Origin of the sequence: Bradyrhizobium sp. URHA0013, assembly GCF_000518345.1 — a bacterium.
In the GTDB taxonomy this organism is placed as follows: Bacteria; Pseudomonadota; Alphaproteobacteria; order Rhizobiales; family Xanthobacteraceae; genus Bradyrhizobium.
The window spans coordinates 321,454-336,750 of record NZ_JADK01000006.1; the positions used below are offsets into that span (position 1 = coordinate 321,454).

Genomic DNA, 15,297 nt, shown 5'->3' on the forward strand with positions numbered 1-15,297 from the left:
AGACCTCGATCGGGGGCTTCGCCCGGCGATTTTGCGGGGACGGATGGGCGGTTTGACTCGACGAGGACTCTGGGCGCTGCCGATGCTCGCGCTCGCGCCTGTGCTTGCTGCCCCAGCCCACGCCCAGTCGTTGCGCCAAGGCGTCTCGGCGTTCCAGCGCCAGGACTATGTGAGGGCCTCGCGAATATTCATTCCGCTCGCCGAGCGTGGCAACGCGCCGGCGCAGAGCTATCTCGGCTTCCTGTTCGAGACCGGCCGCGGCGTGCCGCAGAACTACACGGAAGCCGCCATGTGGTACCGGCGGGCGGCGGAGCAGGGCGACAGCCGTGCCCAATATTCGCTGGGCCTGCTGTACGATCGCGGCCACGGCGTGCCGCAGGACATCGTCGAGGCCTCCAAATGGCTCAATCTGTCGACGGCTGCGGCACCCCCGCCAGCGCGCGAGGCGCGGGCCAGGATCCGCGATGCCGTGACTTCGAAGATGACGCGCGGTGAGATCGCCCAGGCCCGCCTGCGGGCGCTCGAATGGGCGCCGAGCCGCGAGCACTGATCCGCGGCACCTTCGCGGAAAATGGTGCGTGATCGACGGCGCTTAGCTCCGGCGGGAAGCCGCTATCGCCATGGTGACATCATGCCAGTGTTTTGCCCGACGTGTCAAAGAGCTTTGTAAAATCCGAAGCCATTTCCGCCCGTCGTGAAGTCATTGATAACGCTGGGCCCGCCTACTGTGCATGGGGTTGTTTTCACGTTTTTTTGGTGAGAGCGCTGCCGGATTGACCATGGACCGGATCATCCTAGCCCGGCCAGCCGCCGAGCCACTTCGCGTACCAGCTCTCGCCCAGCCAGCCGATCCAGATCGCCGGCGCCAGGAACAGTCCGAACGGCAGGAATGCCGTGGCGCGGAGCCGCTCTCGTCGCAGCGCGGCACCGGCGACATAGGCGCCGATCGCGAGCAGCGCCGCAAGCTCGATCACCGCGGCCACCGTCGCAAGATCGAGCCAGGCCCCGCAGACCGCGGCGAGCTTGACGTCGCCAAGTCCGAGCCCGTCACGGCCGCGCCAGCGCCGGTAGAGCAGCATCAGCAGCAGGAGCGGCAGTGCGACCGAACCGGCGCGGACGACCGCCCAGAGCAGCGCCTCGGCCGCCGTCTCCGGCGTCAAGGCGCCGGCGCGGAGCAAGGCGAGCGCGAACGCGGCGCCCGTCAGCTCGTTCGGAATGAGGTAATGGCGGGCATCGTTCGCAGCGATCGCGACCATCAAGACGGCGAGAGACGCACCGTACAGGCCTTCCGCGCCCTGTGCGGTGATCAGGCTTGCGAACACGCCCAGCAGCAGCGCGAGGCTGAGCGCGAGCGCAGGGCCCGGCCCGTCATTCGCGCCCCGATCCGTCACGCCGTCAGCGCGCCGCCTTGGGCGGGCTCACGGTGACCACGGGATTGCTGGTGCCGACCAGGCGGCTGTTCATCTTGCTGCGCATCTCCTCGGCGATGACATGTGCATCGACGCCGTCCTTGATGACGGTCGGGCGAATGAACAGGATCAGTTCAGTGCGGGCGCGCGTGCTGCCCTGGTGCGAGAAGGCATCGCCGACGCCGGGAATGGAATCGAGGATCGGAATGCCTTGGCGCTGCCTGTTCTCGGTCTCGCTGATCAGGCCGGCGAGCAGCACGGTCTGGCCGCTCGTGACCGCGATCGAACTCTTGACCTTGCGCTGCGAGATCGTCGGCGTCAGCGAGCCGGAGCTGCCGGCGGCGACGCTCGAGATCTCCTGTTCGATGTCGAGCACGACGTTGCCGTTGGCGTTGGCGCGCGGCAGCACCCGCAGGATGATGCCGGTGTTCTTGTAGTCGATGGTGTTGACGACGGTGTTGTTGGCGGTCAGCACCGTCGCGGTGCCGGTCGAGAACGGAACCTGGTCGCCGACCTGGAGGGTCGCTGCCTGGTTGTCCAGCACGACCAGTGACGGGTTCGACAACACCTTGACGTTGGTGACGCCGTGCAGCGCGTCGAGAATGACGCGCGGCGAGTTCTCCGAGCCGATCAGGAAGTTGAAGCCCGGCAGCACGCGTCCGAGCAGCGCGCCGGCCGCGGCGTTGACGGCGGTGCTCGTTCCCTCGACGCTGCCGATCGCGCTCGAATTGCTGACACCGGAGATGGTGTTGGAAACCGAACCCTGCTTGCTGGCGATGAAGAACTGGACGCCGTAGTTCAACGCATCGTTCAGCGTCACCTCGGCAATCGTCGCTTCGATCGCGATCTGGCGTTGCGGCCGGTCGATCTGCCGGATCGTCTGCTCGACGACGCGTTGCGAGTCCGCGTTGGCATAGACCAGCACCGCGTTGTTGGTGACGTCGGCGGTGATCCGTACGTTCTGGAGGACCGCGTTGTTGGAGGCTTTCGCGCCCGCGCCGAGCAGCGCGCCGGAGCCGTTGTCCTGGCCGGGCATACCGGCCGCCGCGGGAGCGGGACGCACGCTCAGCGACGAGCCGGGAGCACCGGTGACCGGGGTCGCAGCGCCTGCGGCCGCGGTCGGAAGCGCGCTGAGCGAGGCGATCGGACTGGTCCCGGACGAGGACGTCGCGGTGCCCGAGCCAGGCGAAATCTGGCTCGCGGAATTGTCGAGCGAGGAGCTGCCGCTTGCGCCCTGGCTGAACAGGATCTCGTTCAACAGCGCCACCACCGCTTTGGAATTGCCATAGCGCAGGGGATAGGATTTCAGGTTCAGGCCATCCGTGTCCGAGCGGTCGAGCCGCGCGATCCACGTCTGCGCGCGCTTGAGATATTCCGGCTTCTGGCTGACGACCAGGATCGAGTTGAGGCGGCCGATCGGCTGGAACTTCACCACGCTCTGGCTCAGGCCGCCTTCGCCCGAATCCATGATCTTTTCCATCTCGGAGATGAGCGGCTCGGGCGTGGAGTTGCGGACCGGGAAGATGCCGACCGATTGTCCGCGCATCCAGTCGGCGTCGAAGGAGAGGATGGTGTCGACCGCGGTCGCCCGCTCGGCGCCGCTGCCGCTGACGATCAGCGTGTTGCGGGCACCGTCGGGACGCATGGTCGAGGCCTTCACGCCGAAGGCATCGAGCAGCTTGAAGATGTTCTGGGCCGAGACATAGCGCAGCGGCACCACGGTGATGCCCTGGCCGGCCGCGGCATTGGCGGAGCGATCGATGCCGCCGGGACCGGCTTCCGGCGCCGGCAGCAGGCGGTAGCCGGTGCGGTCGCGCACCAGCGCCACGCCGGACATGCGCAACGCGTTCTCCAGCACGTAGATCGCGTCTGCCTTGGGGACCGGGCGCACCGAGGCGAGCGTGACGGTGCCCTGCACGCGGGGATCGATGGTGTAGCCGACGTTGAGTACGTCACCAAGGATGACCTTTGCGACGGTGGCGACCGGCGCGTTCTCGAAATTGAGGTCGTAGCCGCTGCCGCCGGTGTCATCGCGCTCGGCAATCGCGCCGCCTTGCGGCGCTGCACCATCACCGAGATAGATCGCGGGCCTCGACGCCTTCGCCTGCGCAAGGCCGCTCGCCCCCGCATCGGCGGGTTGTCGCGGCTGAAGATCGAGGGAGCGGATCTTGTCGGCGATGTCCTGCGCACGCGGATCCCTGGGGTCCGCCTCGATAGACTGGTCGGCAGTGACGATGCAGGCCGCGAGCAGGAAGGCGGACGACGACAGAACGAGCGTTCCAGTCAACGCTGAGCGTAGGCGCAAAAGCGGCTGGACCACTTCAAACAAAATACGCCTACCAATACTAAGTGAAATAGGCATCCGATCCCCCCTTGGTTCGGACGCGCAATAATTTGCGCCACGATTATGTTTTTGCTAAGAAATAAGTCAAGGGGAAAGGGCCTGCCTTGACCCGCCGAAGTTGTTGCATTCGGGTAACAAGGTCAACGCTGTGAATGCGATGCGCGACCGCTCCGCAGATAGCTTCCGGCAGCACCTCCTGGAAAAATATTCATTGCCGCCGCGGGCGCATGCCCACGCCCAATCTCATGCCGACAAATCAGCCAATCCTGCGATCACGCGGCCCTTGCGCGAATTGTGGGAAGCCACCGATCTTTCGGCAGCCGAGTTCGCCGACGAAGTGTCCGCTCATTTCGGCCTTCCGCGGCTGAGCCTCCCGCAGCTGCTCGCGGCCACGCCGCGCCTCGACGGGTTTTCGCGCCGCTTTTTGCGCGAATCCACCATCTTCCCCTTCAGCGCGTCGAATGATTTTTTTCGGCTGGCTGTTGCCGATCCCTCCGACACGGCGGCCATTCGCGCCGCCGAAATCGTGTTCGGAACACCGGTCGACGTTGTCGTGGCGTCCTACGAGGACATCACGACGGTGCTCGATCAGCGCGCCGAGGCCGACGACGCAAATGCCGATCGAGGCGGCAGGAGCGTTGCGCAGCAGTCAGACGACGACATCGAGAGCCTGCGCGATCTCGCCAGCGGCGCGCCGGTGGTGCGCGCGCTCAACGATCTCCTGGAGCGCGCGGTGGACTTGCGTGCCAGCGACATTCACGTCGAGCCGTTCCGCGCTGGACTCGCGGTGCGCATGCGTGTCGACGGTTTGCTGCGCGCGCTGCCATCGCCGCACGGCATTCCGCCGCAGGCACTGATCTCACGCATCAAGATTCTCGCCAGCCTCAATATCGCCGAGCGACGCCTGCCGCAGGACGGCGCGGCGCGCGTGCGGGTCGGGCGCAACGAGCTCGACGTCCGCGTCGCGACCATGCCGACGCAGCATGGCGAGAGCGCCGTCATCCGCCTGTTGCCGCGTGATCGCGGCCTGCTGGAGATGAGCAAGCTCGGGCTCGCGCCGCGCGACGAGAGCGCGATGACGCGGCTGCTCGCGATGCCCCACGGCATGATCGTGGTCACCGGTCCGACCGGCAGCGGCAAGACCACGACGCTTGCGACGATGCTGTCGATCCTTAACGAGCCGACGCGCAAAATTCTGACCATCGAGGATCCCGTCGAGTACGAAATCGCCGGCATCAACCAGTCCCAGGTCAAGCCGTCGATCGGGCTGACATTTGCCTCGGCGATGCGCGCCTTCGTGCGCCAGGACCCCGACGTGATCATGGTCGGCGAGGTCCGCGACGCCGAGACTGCGCATATCGCGATCCACGCGGCGCTGACCGGACATCTCGTCCTGACGACGCTGCACACCGAGACCGCGGCGGCTGCAGTACCGCGCCTGATCGATCTCGGCATCGAGGGATTTTTGTTGAAGTCCACGCTGCGCGCCGTGGTGGCGCAGCGCCTGGTGCGCGTGCTCTGCGACCGTTGCAAGGTGCCGCACGCGCTGACTGAGGCCGATCTCGCCAGGGACCCGCGCTTCGCCGTGATCGGTTTCAAGTGCGGCGAGGTCGTGCATGAGGCCGGCGGCTGCGAACGCTGCGGCGGTACCGGCTATCGGGGCCGCAACGGCGTGTTCGAGATCCTGGAAATGTCCGACGAGGTACGTGCGCTGATCGGCCCGCAGACCGATTCCCACAGCATCGATGCCGCCGCGATGCGCGGCGGCATGACGACGATGCTGGAGGACGCGGTCGCCAAATGCCGGGCCGGGATGACGACCGTGCCCGAGGTCTTCCGCGTCACGACGGTGCGCTAGAAATCATGCCGAACTATCGTTACCGCGCGCTCAATGCCAACGGCGAACTGGTCTCCGGCGCCATCGCCGCCCCCGCGCCCGGCGATGTCGCGCAGCGGATCGAGCGCCTTGGCCTGGTGCTGGTCGACAACGTCACGCCGGAAGAGGGCGGTGCGACCGGTAGTGTGTTGAGCCTCTTCAACAGGCCGAAGCCGGAAGACGTCACCATCCTCACCCGCGATCTCGCGTTGTTGCTGCGCGCCGGCGCTCGCATCAACGACGGATTGGAGCTGCTCGCGACCGATCCCGATCTCGGCCGGCTGCGCCCGGTCGTCGCCGACATCCGGTCGCGCGTCGTGTCGGGCGAGAGCTTTACCGAGGCGCTGGCGCGCCACGAGGGGCTGTTTCCGCCGATGTATATCGCGCTGGTGCGGGTCGGCGAGGCCTCGGGCTCGCTGGATCAGGTTCTGGAGGTGCTGGCCGGCGAACGCGCGCGCAGCGAGGCGTTGCGGCGTCGGCTGTCGGATGCGATCCGCTATCCTCTATTCGTGCTGGGCGCGGCGGGTTGCGTGCTGCTCTTCTTCCTCACCTTCGTGCTGCCGCAGTTTGCCAGCGTGTTGCAGGATTTCGGCGCCAAGGTCGATCCTATCGTCGGAATTTTCCTCAACATCTCGACCTTCCTGCGCGGCAATTCCGATGCGGTGCTGGGCGGACTCGCCGCTGCGATCGCTGTGGTTTGGCTCGTGCTCCGACAGGAGCGCTTCCGCCGCCGCCTCACCAATGCGATCACGCGGCTGCCGGCGATCCGCAACGTGATGAGCGCGTATCGCACCGCGCTGTTCTGCCGCAATCTCGGCCTGCTGCTCGGCAGCGGCGTCAATCTCACCATCACCATGCGCATCCTCATCGACATGATGGCGACAACCGGCCCGTCCGCGGTCTGGAGCGATGCCGCTGACCGTGTCCGGCATGGCTCGAAGCTCTCCGACGCGCTTGCCGAGACGCAGGCGCTGCCCGCGATGGCGGTGCGCATGCTCCGGCTCGGCGACGAGACCGGACAATTGCCGATGCTGTCCGGACGCGTCGCGGAATTCTACGAGGTCAAGTTGCAGCGCACGCTCGACCGCGCCGTCGGCATCGCCGGACCGGCGGCGATCATTGCGATCTCGGTGGTGGTCGGCGGTTTGATCACGTCGGTGATGACGGCGCTGATGTCGGTGAGCCAGATTGTCGGTTAGGCCGGATTTGTTGGGACGGATACTGTTAGGCCATACTTTGTTAGATAACGGGAGAGGCTTGAAGTGACCAAACATCCATCGCTGAGGCGCGACCGGCGGCGCGGAGCCTGCGGGGAGGCGGGCTTCACCCTTGTCGAGATGCTGGTCGTCATCACCATCATCGGGATGATCATGGCGCTGGTCGGTCCGCGGGTCCTGAATTATCTCGGCGAGTCCAAGGCGAAAGCGGCGAAGATCCAGATCGAGAGTTTTTCCAGCGCGCTCGATCTTTATTATCTCGATCTCGGGCGCTATCCGACATCCAATGAAGGTCTCGCGGCGCTGGCCCGCAATACCAGCCAGGCCGGCTGGAACGGGCCTTATTTGCGCGGCGGCGTGGTGCCGAGCGATCCCTGGGGGCACATCTATGTCTATCGCTCGCCGGGCGCGGGCACGCCCTACGAGATCATCTCGCTCGGATCGGACGGTCAGGAAGGCGGCAGTGGAACGGCGGCCGACATTGTCAGCGGCGCGCGCTAAGGACGTCTGCGATGCGCGCGGCTTCGCGCTGATCGAGATCCTGTGCGTGCTCGCGATCCTCGGCCTGCTCGCGGCGATCATCCTTCCGGCCGTTCCGCGCACGACGACGCGCGCCAGGCTGGAGAGCTACGCGGTAGAGACCGCGGCACTGCTGAAAGCGGACCGCAACGCGGCTTTGCGCCGGCAAGTGCGGATCGCGACTCAAGTTGACGCGGAAGGGCGCTCGATCCGTTCCGGCGTCACCGGTCGGACAATCCGCCTGCCGGGCGACGTGGTCGTGCAGGCGATGCTGGCCTCTCGCTGTGCCGATCGCGCGGCGGGGCGGTCGATCGATTTCTTTCCGTCGGGGATGTCGTGCGGCGGGGTCATCGCGCTGGCGCGCCCGGGCATGGGCTATGAGGTGCGCGTCAACTGGTTGACCGGAGGCGTCGAGATTGTCCCGCAGAAGCTGCTCTGACGCCGCCGGCTTCACCTTGATCGAGGCGCTGGTCGCGCTTGCGATCATCGCGGTCGTGCTCGGGACGATCGGCTCGGTCATTGCCACGACGGTGAAAGGCACGCGTGCGATCGATCAGCATCTGGCGCTATCAGGCACCGCTGAGACCCTGCTTGCGGACCTGCCCGCACGCTCCTTGCTGAAACCCGGCCGGCAGAGCGGCGAACTGGCGGGCAGCCATTGGCGCGTCGACGTCGCGCCAATGAACGTGGCGGGCGGAAATCCCGCCACCGGCCGCTTCGTGCCGTTGGCCGTCAATCTGCGCCTCCAGCGCGCCGACGGCAGCGCGATCCAGATCACCACCGTGAAGCTGGTGCCGAGGCCTCCTCAATGAAGAGCCTGGCAATGAAGCGCCTGCGCCGCGCGCTGGCCGACGAAGCGGGATTCACCCTGCTCGAAGTGTTGCTCGCGACGCTGCTGATGACCGTCATCCTGGCGGCGCTGGCGACCGTGACGGCGCAATGGCTGCCGAACTGGAATCGCGGCATCGCCCGCGTGCAGCAGGCCGAGCGTCTCGCAACCGGCCTCGACCGCATCGTCGCCGACCTGTCGGTTGCCGAGCAGATGACGGTCAACGGCGACGCCAGGGCGCCGCTGTTCGACGGCGCCGAATTGTCGGTGACCTTCCTGCGCACGGCGCTCGGCCCGAGCACGCGCCCGGGGCTCGAATTCATCCGCCTGGTCGAGAAGGCCGACGCACAGGGGCTCGCGCTGGTGCGCGAGCGCGCACCGTTCCAGCCGATGCCGACCGACGGCCAGATCCGCTTCGTCGACCAGGTCGTGCTGATCCGCGCGCCGTTCCGCGTGAGCTTCACCTATGCCGGGCCGGATGGTCTGTGGCTGCCGACCTGGCGCGGCCAGACACGGCTGCCGGATCGCATCCGCATCACGGTGCGCAACAGTGCCACCGGCCAGGTCCTCTCGGTCTCAGGCGCGGTGACCCCGCACATCACGGCCCCGGCCGAATGTGCGCGGGCGAAAAATCCGACGACCTGCGTGACGGCACGCCCGCGGCCGCAACAGGCTGAGAAAGAGGAGCAGCAGCTGTGAGCGGAGCGAGGCACGAGCGTGCGAGACTTCGTGACGGTCGCGGCTTCATCGTCGTTGCGGTGCTCTGGATGCTGGCGGCGCTGGCTGCGCTGGCGCTGATCTACCTGACTTATGTCACCAACACCGCGGTCACGGTCGCCGTCAACGCCGACCGGTTGCAGGCGGATGCGCTGGTGAATGCCGGGCTCGAACTCGCGGCCTACCGGTTGACGGCGCAGAACGAGGCCACGCGTCCGACCAGCGGCACCTTCGATGCCCGCGTCGGCGCCGGACGTGTCAGCGTCACCTTCCGGTCGGAAGCCGCGCGCATCGATCTCAACATGGCGCCGAAGCCGATGCTCGCAGGGCTGATGACGGCGCTCGGCGTCGCGGCGGCGGACGCCCCCGTTTACGCCGACCGGATCCTGGCCTGGCGAGCCTCGACGGAGCCCGGCCAGGACAATCCGGAGGATTCCTACTATCGCACGCTCGGCGCGTCCTATCTGCCGCGCCACGCGCCTTTTCCGCACAGCGACGAGCTCTGGCTGGTGCGCGGCATTCCGGCCGCCGTCGTGGAACGCGCGCTGCCCTTCGTCACGGTGTTCAGCAACATGCGGACCGTGAACGTGCTCGACGCCGCGCCGCAGGTGGTTGCAGCACTGCCGGGCATGACGCCCGGAATGCTGCAACAGGTGCTGCGCGACCGCGCCGACCCCAACGTTGACCCGCGATCCCTGGTCGGTCTCGCCGGCACCGCCAACGCGACGGTCGAGGGTTCGAGGGCGTACCGGTTGACGGTCGCGGTCGAGGTGCCTTCACATCGGCGCAGCTCGGCCGAGATTGTCATCCTGCTTCTCGAAAACGGCGATGAGCCGTATCGTGTATTGTCGTGGCACAACGCCTATGACGGCTCCGCCGGAAAGTCTCTGTGAGATGAGTTCGCTCCATTCCCTTCGCGCCGTCGTCGATGCATGGACCGGCACCGTGGCTGGCACGGTCGTTGCCGGCCTGGAGCGGATGGTGTCGCCGCGCGTGGTGCGGCTGGTCGAGCTCGAGAGCGGCGCGTTCGCGCTGGATGCGGCGAAGGCGGAGAACGTCCCGAAGGAAATCGCGTTCGAGGATGGTAAGTTCATCGGTGCCGATCTTGCGCAGATCGTCCGCGGTAGCCGCATCGAGATCGTGCTGCGGCCGACCCGTTTCCTGTTCCGACCACTGGAGCTACCGGCGCGCGCGGCCGATTTCCTGGACGGCATCGTGCGGGCGCAGATCGACCGGCTGACGCCCTGGAGCGCGAGCGAGGCCGTATTCGGTTGCAGCGTTCCGGTGGCGCATGGCAGCGAGAGCATCTCCACGGAGATCGCGGCGGCACCGCGCAAATTGGCGATGACCTATGTCGAGGCGGTGTCGTCCTTCCACCCGATGGCGATCGCGATCGTGACGGAAACGCCCGAGGGCAGGCGCATCAAGGTGTTCGAGCAAAGATCGCGCGGGGCGATCGACCCCGTGCGGCTGGGCCGGACGCTGCAAGCCGTGCTGGTTCTCGCGGCGGTCGCAGCGGTGATCGGATCGGTCGCGGCAAGCTACCTGGCCGACAGCCTCAGCGCGCGGCAGAGCGAGCTCGAACGCCAGATCAGCCAGCGTCGCGCCGCACTTCGCGGCAACGACAGCGGCGAGCGCTCGCCGCTCGCGCTGCTCGAGCGCCGTAAGTACGAGACGCCAGCGAGTGTGATCGTGCTGGAAGCGCTGAGCCGGCTGTTGCCGGACCACACCTATGTCACCGAGCTGCATCTGGCCGGCAACAAGGTTCAGATCGGCGGCATCACGCGCGATGCGCCCTCGCTGATCCCCTTGATCGAGCAGTCCCAGCATTTCACCCGCGCGACCTTCTACGCTCCGACGACGCGTAGCCCATCCGATCCCGGCGAACGCTTCCACATCGAGGCGCAGATCGAGCCGAGGAACGCGCCATGAACAACATCATGAGCGGCGCCAAGGTCGCAAACGGAAATGCGGTTGAGCGGGCGCTCGTCGGCTCGCCGCTGATTGCGGTCACGCTCTATCTCGCGGTTACCGGGGGGCTGTTGCTGATGGCGGGGCTGTCGATCGCCGACGTCATCGCCCACCGCCAGGCGCTGGCGCAGACCTCCGACCTGCTCGACCAGTTGCGCGGCCGCAAGAGCGGCGCCAAGAGCGCCGCGGCTCTCTCGGCCGAGCATCCCGGCACGCCGTTTCTGGAGGGGCCGACCGTAACGGTCGCGGGCGCCAATCTGTTGCAGCGGGTTGCGGCCGCGGTCGCCGATGTCGGCGGCTCGGTCCAGTCCTCGCAGGTCGACGTCACGGGCGCGCAGACCAAGGACGGCTTCGTCGGCCTGGTCGTCAGCTGCGAGCTGGAGCAGCCCGCGCTCCAGAGGCTTCTGTACGATCTCGAAGCCGGCATGCCGTTCCTGTTCGTCGACCAGCTCGACGTCCAGGTGCCGCAGACCACGGCGCTGAGTGATGCGGCCACCGGCCGCGTCAGGGTGATTTTGGGCGTCTCTGGCCAATGGCAGGCGGGGAAGTAGGGCGGCCTCGTCAACTCACGACGTCGGCTCACCAAGCGTACTTGAACACGCCCTTGCCGGAATAGCTGGCGACGTTGCCCGAGAACTCGCCGTTGAAGGTACCGGCGATGGAGAAGCCGCTCAGCCATTTCATCTCGGCGCTGGCGCTGACGAGCGCGGAGTCGGCGTCGACCCGGGCGCCGTTCACGACGAAGCTGGTGCCCGGCAGGGTCTGGAACAGCGCGGTGACGGCGCGGCCCGGATTGTAGTCGTGGGCCCAGGCGGCGCGACCGCGCAGCGTCAGGACGCCGTTCTGCATCGCGTACGACTTGTCGGTGCGCAGGCCGAGCTCGGAGCGGGTGTCGGTCAGCGATTGCGAGGCATAGTTCAACGCGAACAGTCCGCCGCCATTGAGGCTGACTTCGGAGTAGTTGGGCAGGTTGAAATTCGTCACCTGAGCCGCCGCATAGGGGGTGAGGCCGATCATCGGCGTCGCGAAGCGGTAGCCGCCCTCGAAGCGGGCGGAGAACGTGTCGGCCTTGAAGCGGCTCTGCAGCTGGTCGAAGCCGCCGGGCGCCACGGTGCGGTTGGTGGTGACGTCGTGCCAGCCATAGGCGAGCGCGGCGGAGATATAGGCCGGTCCGAAATTGTGCCGGCCGTAGACGCCGGCCTGGAACAGGTCTGCCGAGCCCGAACCCATCGCATTGGCGAGCGAGTAGCTCAGTCCACCGCCGCCGAGCGCGAAGCCAACCAGCGTGTCCACCGAAACCCGATAGTCGGCGCCGGCTGCGCCGCCCCAGACCCGTGCGGTCAGGTCTTGCGAGCCGACCGGCGCATTGCCGCCGACTTGCGCCGATCCGCCATAGCCGGCAGTCCAGAGGCTCCAGCGGCTGGCCGGCTGCGAGACGAGCAGCGGCGCCTTGGTCGCCATCGCATAAGCCTCGCGCTCGCGCGCGTTGGCCGGGCGCATGGACGCATAGGCGGCCGCGTCGTCGCTCTCGGCGAATTGTGCGACGCTGCCCGCCTTGGCGAAACCGCCCGAGCGGCCGATGACGGTCGGGTCGAGCATCAAATTGAGGAACTGCCCGTCGGCATTGATCGCGGACTGGATGATGCCGGTGCCGAGTTCGCCCGAGGCCGTCGTCAGCCCGGCCGGCGTCAGCGCAGCGAAGGCCGCCGGAATGCCGCCGGTCGAGTTGAAGAAGTTGGTCAGCGTGTTCGCAACGTTTTGCTGGTTGACGGTGAGGCCGCCGCCGCTGGACGCGAAGTTGACGCCGATGTTGAGGAACACATTGTTGGAGCCGTAGCTCAGCGACGCGTTGATCGTCGGCATGTTGGAGACGACGGCTGCGTTGAAGGAGGTGCCGCCAAAACCGCCGGTCGCCGACAGGATCGTGTACTGCTTCTTGATCGTGCCCGAGGCGAACATCGCGCTCACCGTCGCGTTGCCGAGCGTGGCCGCGCCGTTGACATTGGCGAGGCTGGCATTGCTGGAGGAGACCTGCACGAGATAGGTCGAGGCCGCTGTGAAGCTCAGGGGGCCGTTGATCGTCAGCGGGCCGAACGGGGTCGCCGTGCTGCCTGGGGCGAGCGTGCCGCCATTGACTGCAACGCCGGCGACCGTGCCGCTTCCGGCGAGTGTGCCGCCCGTGTTGACGGTGGTCGGGCTCAGGATCGACCCATCGACGACCAGCGTGCCGCCATTCACGTTGGTGGGCCCGCTATAGGTGTTAGCGCCGGACAAGGTTTGCTTCCCGCCGGCGATCGTCAGGCCGCCGCCCGCGCCGCCATCATCGATCACGCCTGCGAAATTGCCGATGCCGTTGGTGATCGTCAGCGTGTTGGCGCCGATGTTGACGTTACCGGAACCCGCCAGCGACTTGATCGAGGTGCCGGCGCTCAGGGCCGAGATGTCGAAGAAGCCGTTGGCGATGACGTTGCTCGAGGTCGCGATGCTGCCATCGCTGCCGGCGGCGTTGATGAGATCCAGTTCGCCGCCGCTCGCGATGGTTGTCGTGCCGGTATAGGTGTTGGTGCCGTAGAGCTGCTGCACGGCTCCGTTCGCGATCGCGAGATTGCCTGCGTTACCGCCACCGATGCCACCGTCCTGGATCACGCCGCCGAAGGAATTGCCGCTCGTGATCGTTAGCGTCTTCGATCCTAGCGCGACGACGCCGCTGGCACCGAACGAGAACAGCTGGGTGACCGAAGCCCCGGACGTGGTCTGGGAGATATCGAGCGTCGCACCGGGGCCCGAGAACGCGACATAGAGGGAATTTGCGATCGAGCCGCTGCCCTTCAACGCCAGCGTCGCGCCCGAGTCGATCTGCGTGACGTTGCTGTAGGTGTTCACGCCCGAGAGCGTCTGCGTTCCGCCGAAAACCTCAAGCCCGCCTGTGCCCTGGATCACGCCTGCGAATTCGGTCGAACCATTGGTGATGACGAGGCTGTTGGCACCCATGTTGACAACACCAGCAGAATTACCGGCGAGTGTCGTAATGGGATTGAACGAGAATGACACCGCCGAGATATCGAACGTCGCGTTCACCGTGACGACGCTGGAACTCGCGATGCTGCCGAAGCCGGAGATCGCAAGCGTTCCCGCCGAGATCGTCGTCGCGCCGGTGTAGCTGTTGAGGCCGGTCAGCGTCATCGTGCCGGTGCCGACCTTGGTCAGTCCGCCGCCGTTGCCGGAGATCACGCCGTCGACCTGGGTCGAGGAGTTGAGGCTGCCTGTGGTGAGGGTCTTGGCGCCGAGCACGTAATTGCCGGCGCCTTCGATCGAGCCAGCGGTCATGCCGGCGCTGGTCAGGCCCGACATGTCAAAGGTGCCGCCGGTATTGGTGATGAAGCGGGCATTGCCGCCGGTCGCGGTGCCGGTGAAGCTCGTGGTGGCAAGATTGTTCGTGGTAATCGTAGAATTGCCAGCGGTGGCGGAACCGGCGAAGCTTAGCGAGCCGTCATTGCTGATCGTCGCCGTGTCTGCCGTGGCGTTGCTGATGAAGGCCAGGAAGCCGGTGGCGGTGTTGGTGATGGCGGCACTGCCTGCCGAACTCGAATCGCTGAAGTTCATCACCAAGTTGTTGGCGATCGTTGCAGTTCCGGCGTTGCTGCTGCCGTTGAATTCCACGTCGCCGTTGTTGGTGATGTTCGCCGTGCCTGCGGTGCTGGTGTCGTTGAAGATCATCGCGCCGCCGCCGCCGACGCTGAAGGTGACGACATTGGTGCCGCCGCTCGCGCTGCTCGAATTCGTGAAGGCCATGATGGAGCCGACGTTGAACGTCTGGGCGTTGGTCGAATTGTTCGAGATGCCCGCGCCGTTTACCAGGAAGATATCGCTGGTCGTGATCGTGTAGGCCGGGGCGTCGGGCGAAGCGGTGAAGATCACGCTGCCGATATTGACGACGCCACTGCTGGCGATGTTGGTGTCGGCCGACGTCGAAAAGGTCGCGATGCCGTCTGGCACGTCCGGGGTGGTGGTCCAGTTCGCTCCATCGGTCCACTCGCTGGTGCCGCCGACCCAGGTGCCGTCGACGGCTTGCGCAGCGACGACGCCGAGCGCAGTGGTCGCCAGCAGGGTCGCCAAGGAGTGGCGCACGACGGATCGCAGCCCGTATCCGATCCGCTCACCAGCCTTTGTCCGTCCAGCCATCCGGTCTTCTCAAATCAGCAAAGAAATCATCGCAGACGTGCAACAGCGGCAAGTGGCGAGCCCCCCGCACCATGCGATGATCCCATGGCGCTGCAGCGTGCCGCAATGAACGGATGTCCATCTGCGCGGGTTCCTTCCTGTTCCGACTTGCATTTTCAGAAATCGTGGCCGGCGGGCAACATATTGATGCACCGCAGCATTTTGCCAATAGAATGTGGGCCCGGAGGGTTCGC

At 66.4% G+C, this 15,297-nt stretch carries 13 protein-coding genes; 10 read left to right on the forward strand and 3 right to left on the reverse strand.

Features of this window, described 5'->3' with window-relative positions; translation table 11 throughout:
- Positions 1-43 precede the first annotated feature (43 nt).
- Positions 44-550, forward strand: a complete 507-nt coding sequence (locus N551_RS0109260) for a tetratricopeptide repeat protein (protein ID WP_081747810.1) — start codon at positions 44-46, stop codon at positions 548-550.
- Positions 551-794: 244 nt separating this feature from the next.
- Here the strand turns inward: N551_RS0109260 and N551_RS0109265 are convergent, their stop codons facing one another.
- Together N551_RS0109265 and gspD are read right to left on the reverse strand one after the other, a co-directional pair.
- The gene (locus N551_RS0109265; RefSeq protein ID WP_027566736.1) at positions 795-1,391 is read right to left on the reverse strand and encodes an A24 family peptidase; all 597 of its coding nucleotides are present in this window, start codon (positions 1,389-1,391) and stop codon (positions 795-797) included.
- 4 nt (positions 1,392-1,395) lie between these two features.
- A complete protein-coding gene (gspD, locus tag N551_RS0109270; protein ID WP_035961194.1) occupies positions 1,396-3,771 on the reverse strand; it encodes a type II secretion system secretin GspD in 2,376 nt (791 codons plus the stop codon).
- Between the two features lie 139 nt (positions 3,772-3,910).
- Between gspD and N551_RS0109275 the strand changes: the two genes are divergently transcribed.
- The 9 genes from N551_RS0109275 (at position 3,911) to gspM (ending at position 11,433) form a co-directional block, all read left to right on the forward strand.
- The gene (locus tag N551_RS0109275) at positions 3,911-5,611 is read left to right on the forward strand and encodes a GspE/PulE family protein (RefSeq protein ID WP_371180055.1); all 1,701 of its coding nucleotides are present in this window, start codon (positions 3,911-3,913) and stop codon (positions 5,609-5,611) included.
- Between the two features lie 5 nt (positions 5,612-5,616).
- Positions 5,617-6,828, forward strand: coding sequence for a type II secretion system F family protein (locus N551_RS0109280; RefSeq protein ID WP_027566739.1), 1,212 nt, complete (start codon positions 5,617-5,619; stop codon positions 6,826-6,828).
- 63 nt (positions 6,829-6,891) lie between these two features.
- Positions 6,892-7,347, forward strand: a complete 456-nt coding sequence (gene gspG, locus N551_RS0109285) for a type II secretion system major pseudopilin GspG (protein ID WP_051462659.1) — start codon at positions 6,892-6,894, stop codon at positions 7,345-7,347.
- Positions 7,310-7,804 (forward strand): prepilin-type N-terminal cleavage/methylation domain-containing protein, encoded by a 495-nt coding sequence (locus N551_RS0109290; RefSeq protein WP_027566741.1) that lies wholly within the window; start codon positions 7,310-7,312, stop codon positions 7,802-7,804. The genes gspG and N551_RS0109290 overlap by 38 nt, the downstream gene beginning before the upstream one ends.
- On the forward strand, positions 7,782-8,177 hold the full coding sequence (locus N551_RS0109295; protein WP_027566742.1) for a type II secretion system protein J: 396 nt from the start codon (positions 7,782-7,784) through the stop codon (positions 8,175-8,177). Before N551_RS0109290 ends, N551_RS0109295 begins: the two co-directional genes overlap by 23 nt.
- 11 nt (positions 8,178-8,188) lie before the next feature.
- Entirely contained in the window at positions 8,189-8,893 is a 705-nt protein-coding gene (locus tag N551_RS0109300) for a hypothetical protein (protein ID WP_027566743.1), read from the forward strand.
- Positions 8,890-9,804, forward strand: a complete 915-nt coding sequence (locus N551_RS0109305; RefSeq protein WP_027566744.1) for a general secretion pathway protein GspK — start codon at positions 8,890-8,892, stop codon at positions 9,802-9,804. The genes N551_RS0109300 and N551_RS0109305 overlap by 4 nt, the downstream gene beginning before the upstream one ends.
- Before the next feature lies 1 nt (position 9,805).
- Positions 9,806-10,843: a PilN domain-containing protein gene (locus tag N551_RS0109310; RefSeq protein ID WP_027566745.1), complete on the forward strand. Its 1,038-nt coding sequence runs from the start codon at positions 9,806-9,808 to the stop codon at positions 10,841-10,843.
- Positions 10,840-11,433 carry a type II secretion system protein GspM gene (gspM, locus tag N551_RS0109315; protein WP_245287746.1) on the forward strand — a complete coding sequence of 198 codons (594 nt, stop codon included), beginning with the start codon at positions 10,840-10,842 and terminating at the stop codon, positions 11,431-11,433. Before N551_RS0109310 ends, gspM begins: the two co-directional genes overlap by 4 nt.
- A gap of 28 nt (positions 11,434-11,461) precedes the next feature.
- Here the strand turns inward: gspM and N551_RS0109320 are convergent, their stop codons facing one another.
- On the reverse strand, positions 11,462-15,064 hold the full coding sequence (locus N551_RS0109320; protein ID WP_027566747.1) for an autotransporter domain-containing protein: 3,603 nt from the start codon (positions 15,062-15,064) through the stop codon (positions 11,462-11,464).
- Positions 15,065-15,297: the final 233 nt, after the last annotated feature.

Excerpts from the sequence above, each read along its gene's own strand:
- N551_RS0109260 (WP_081747810.1), top strand. The coding sequence starts at position 44 with ATGGGCGGTTTGACTCGACGAGGACTCTGGGCGCTGCCGATGCTCGCG.
- gspD (WP_035961194.1), bottom strand. The coding sequence starts at position 3,771 with ATGCCTATTTCACTTAGTATTGGTAGGCGTATTTTGTTTGAAGTGGTC.
- N551_RS0109275 (WP_371180055.1), top strand. The coding sequence starts at position 3,911 with ATGCGCGACCGCTCCGCAGATAGCTTCCGGCAGCACCTCCTGGAAAAA.
- N551_RS0109280 (WP_027566739.1), top strand. The coding sequence starts at position 5,617 with ATGCCGAACTATCGTTACCGCGCGCTCAATGCCAACGGCGAACTGGTC.
- N551_RS0109300 (WP_027566743.1), top strand. The coding sequence starts at position 8,189 with ATGAAGCGCCTGCGCCGCGCGCTGGCCGACGAAGCGGGATTCACCCTG.
- N551_RS0109310 (WP_027566745.1), top strand. The coding sequence starts at position 9,806 with ATGAGTTCGCTCCATTCCCTTCGCGCCGTCGTCGATGCATGGACCGGC.
- gspM (WP_245287746.1), top strand. The coding sequence starts at position 10,840 with ATGAACAACATCATGAGCGGCGCCAAGGTCGCAAACGGAAATGCGGTT.
- N551_RS0109320 (WP_027566747.1), bottom strand. The coding sequence starts at position 15,064 with ATGGCTGGACGGACAAAGGCTGGTGAGCGGATCGGATACGGGCTGCGA.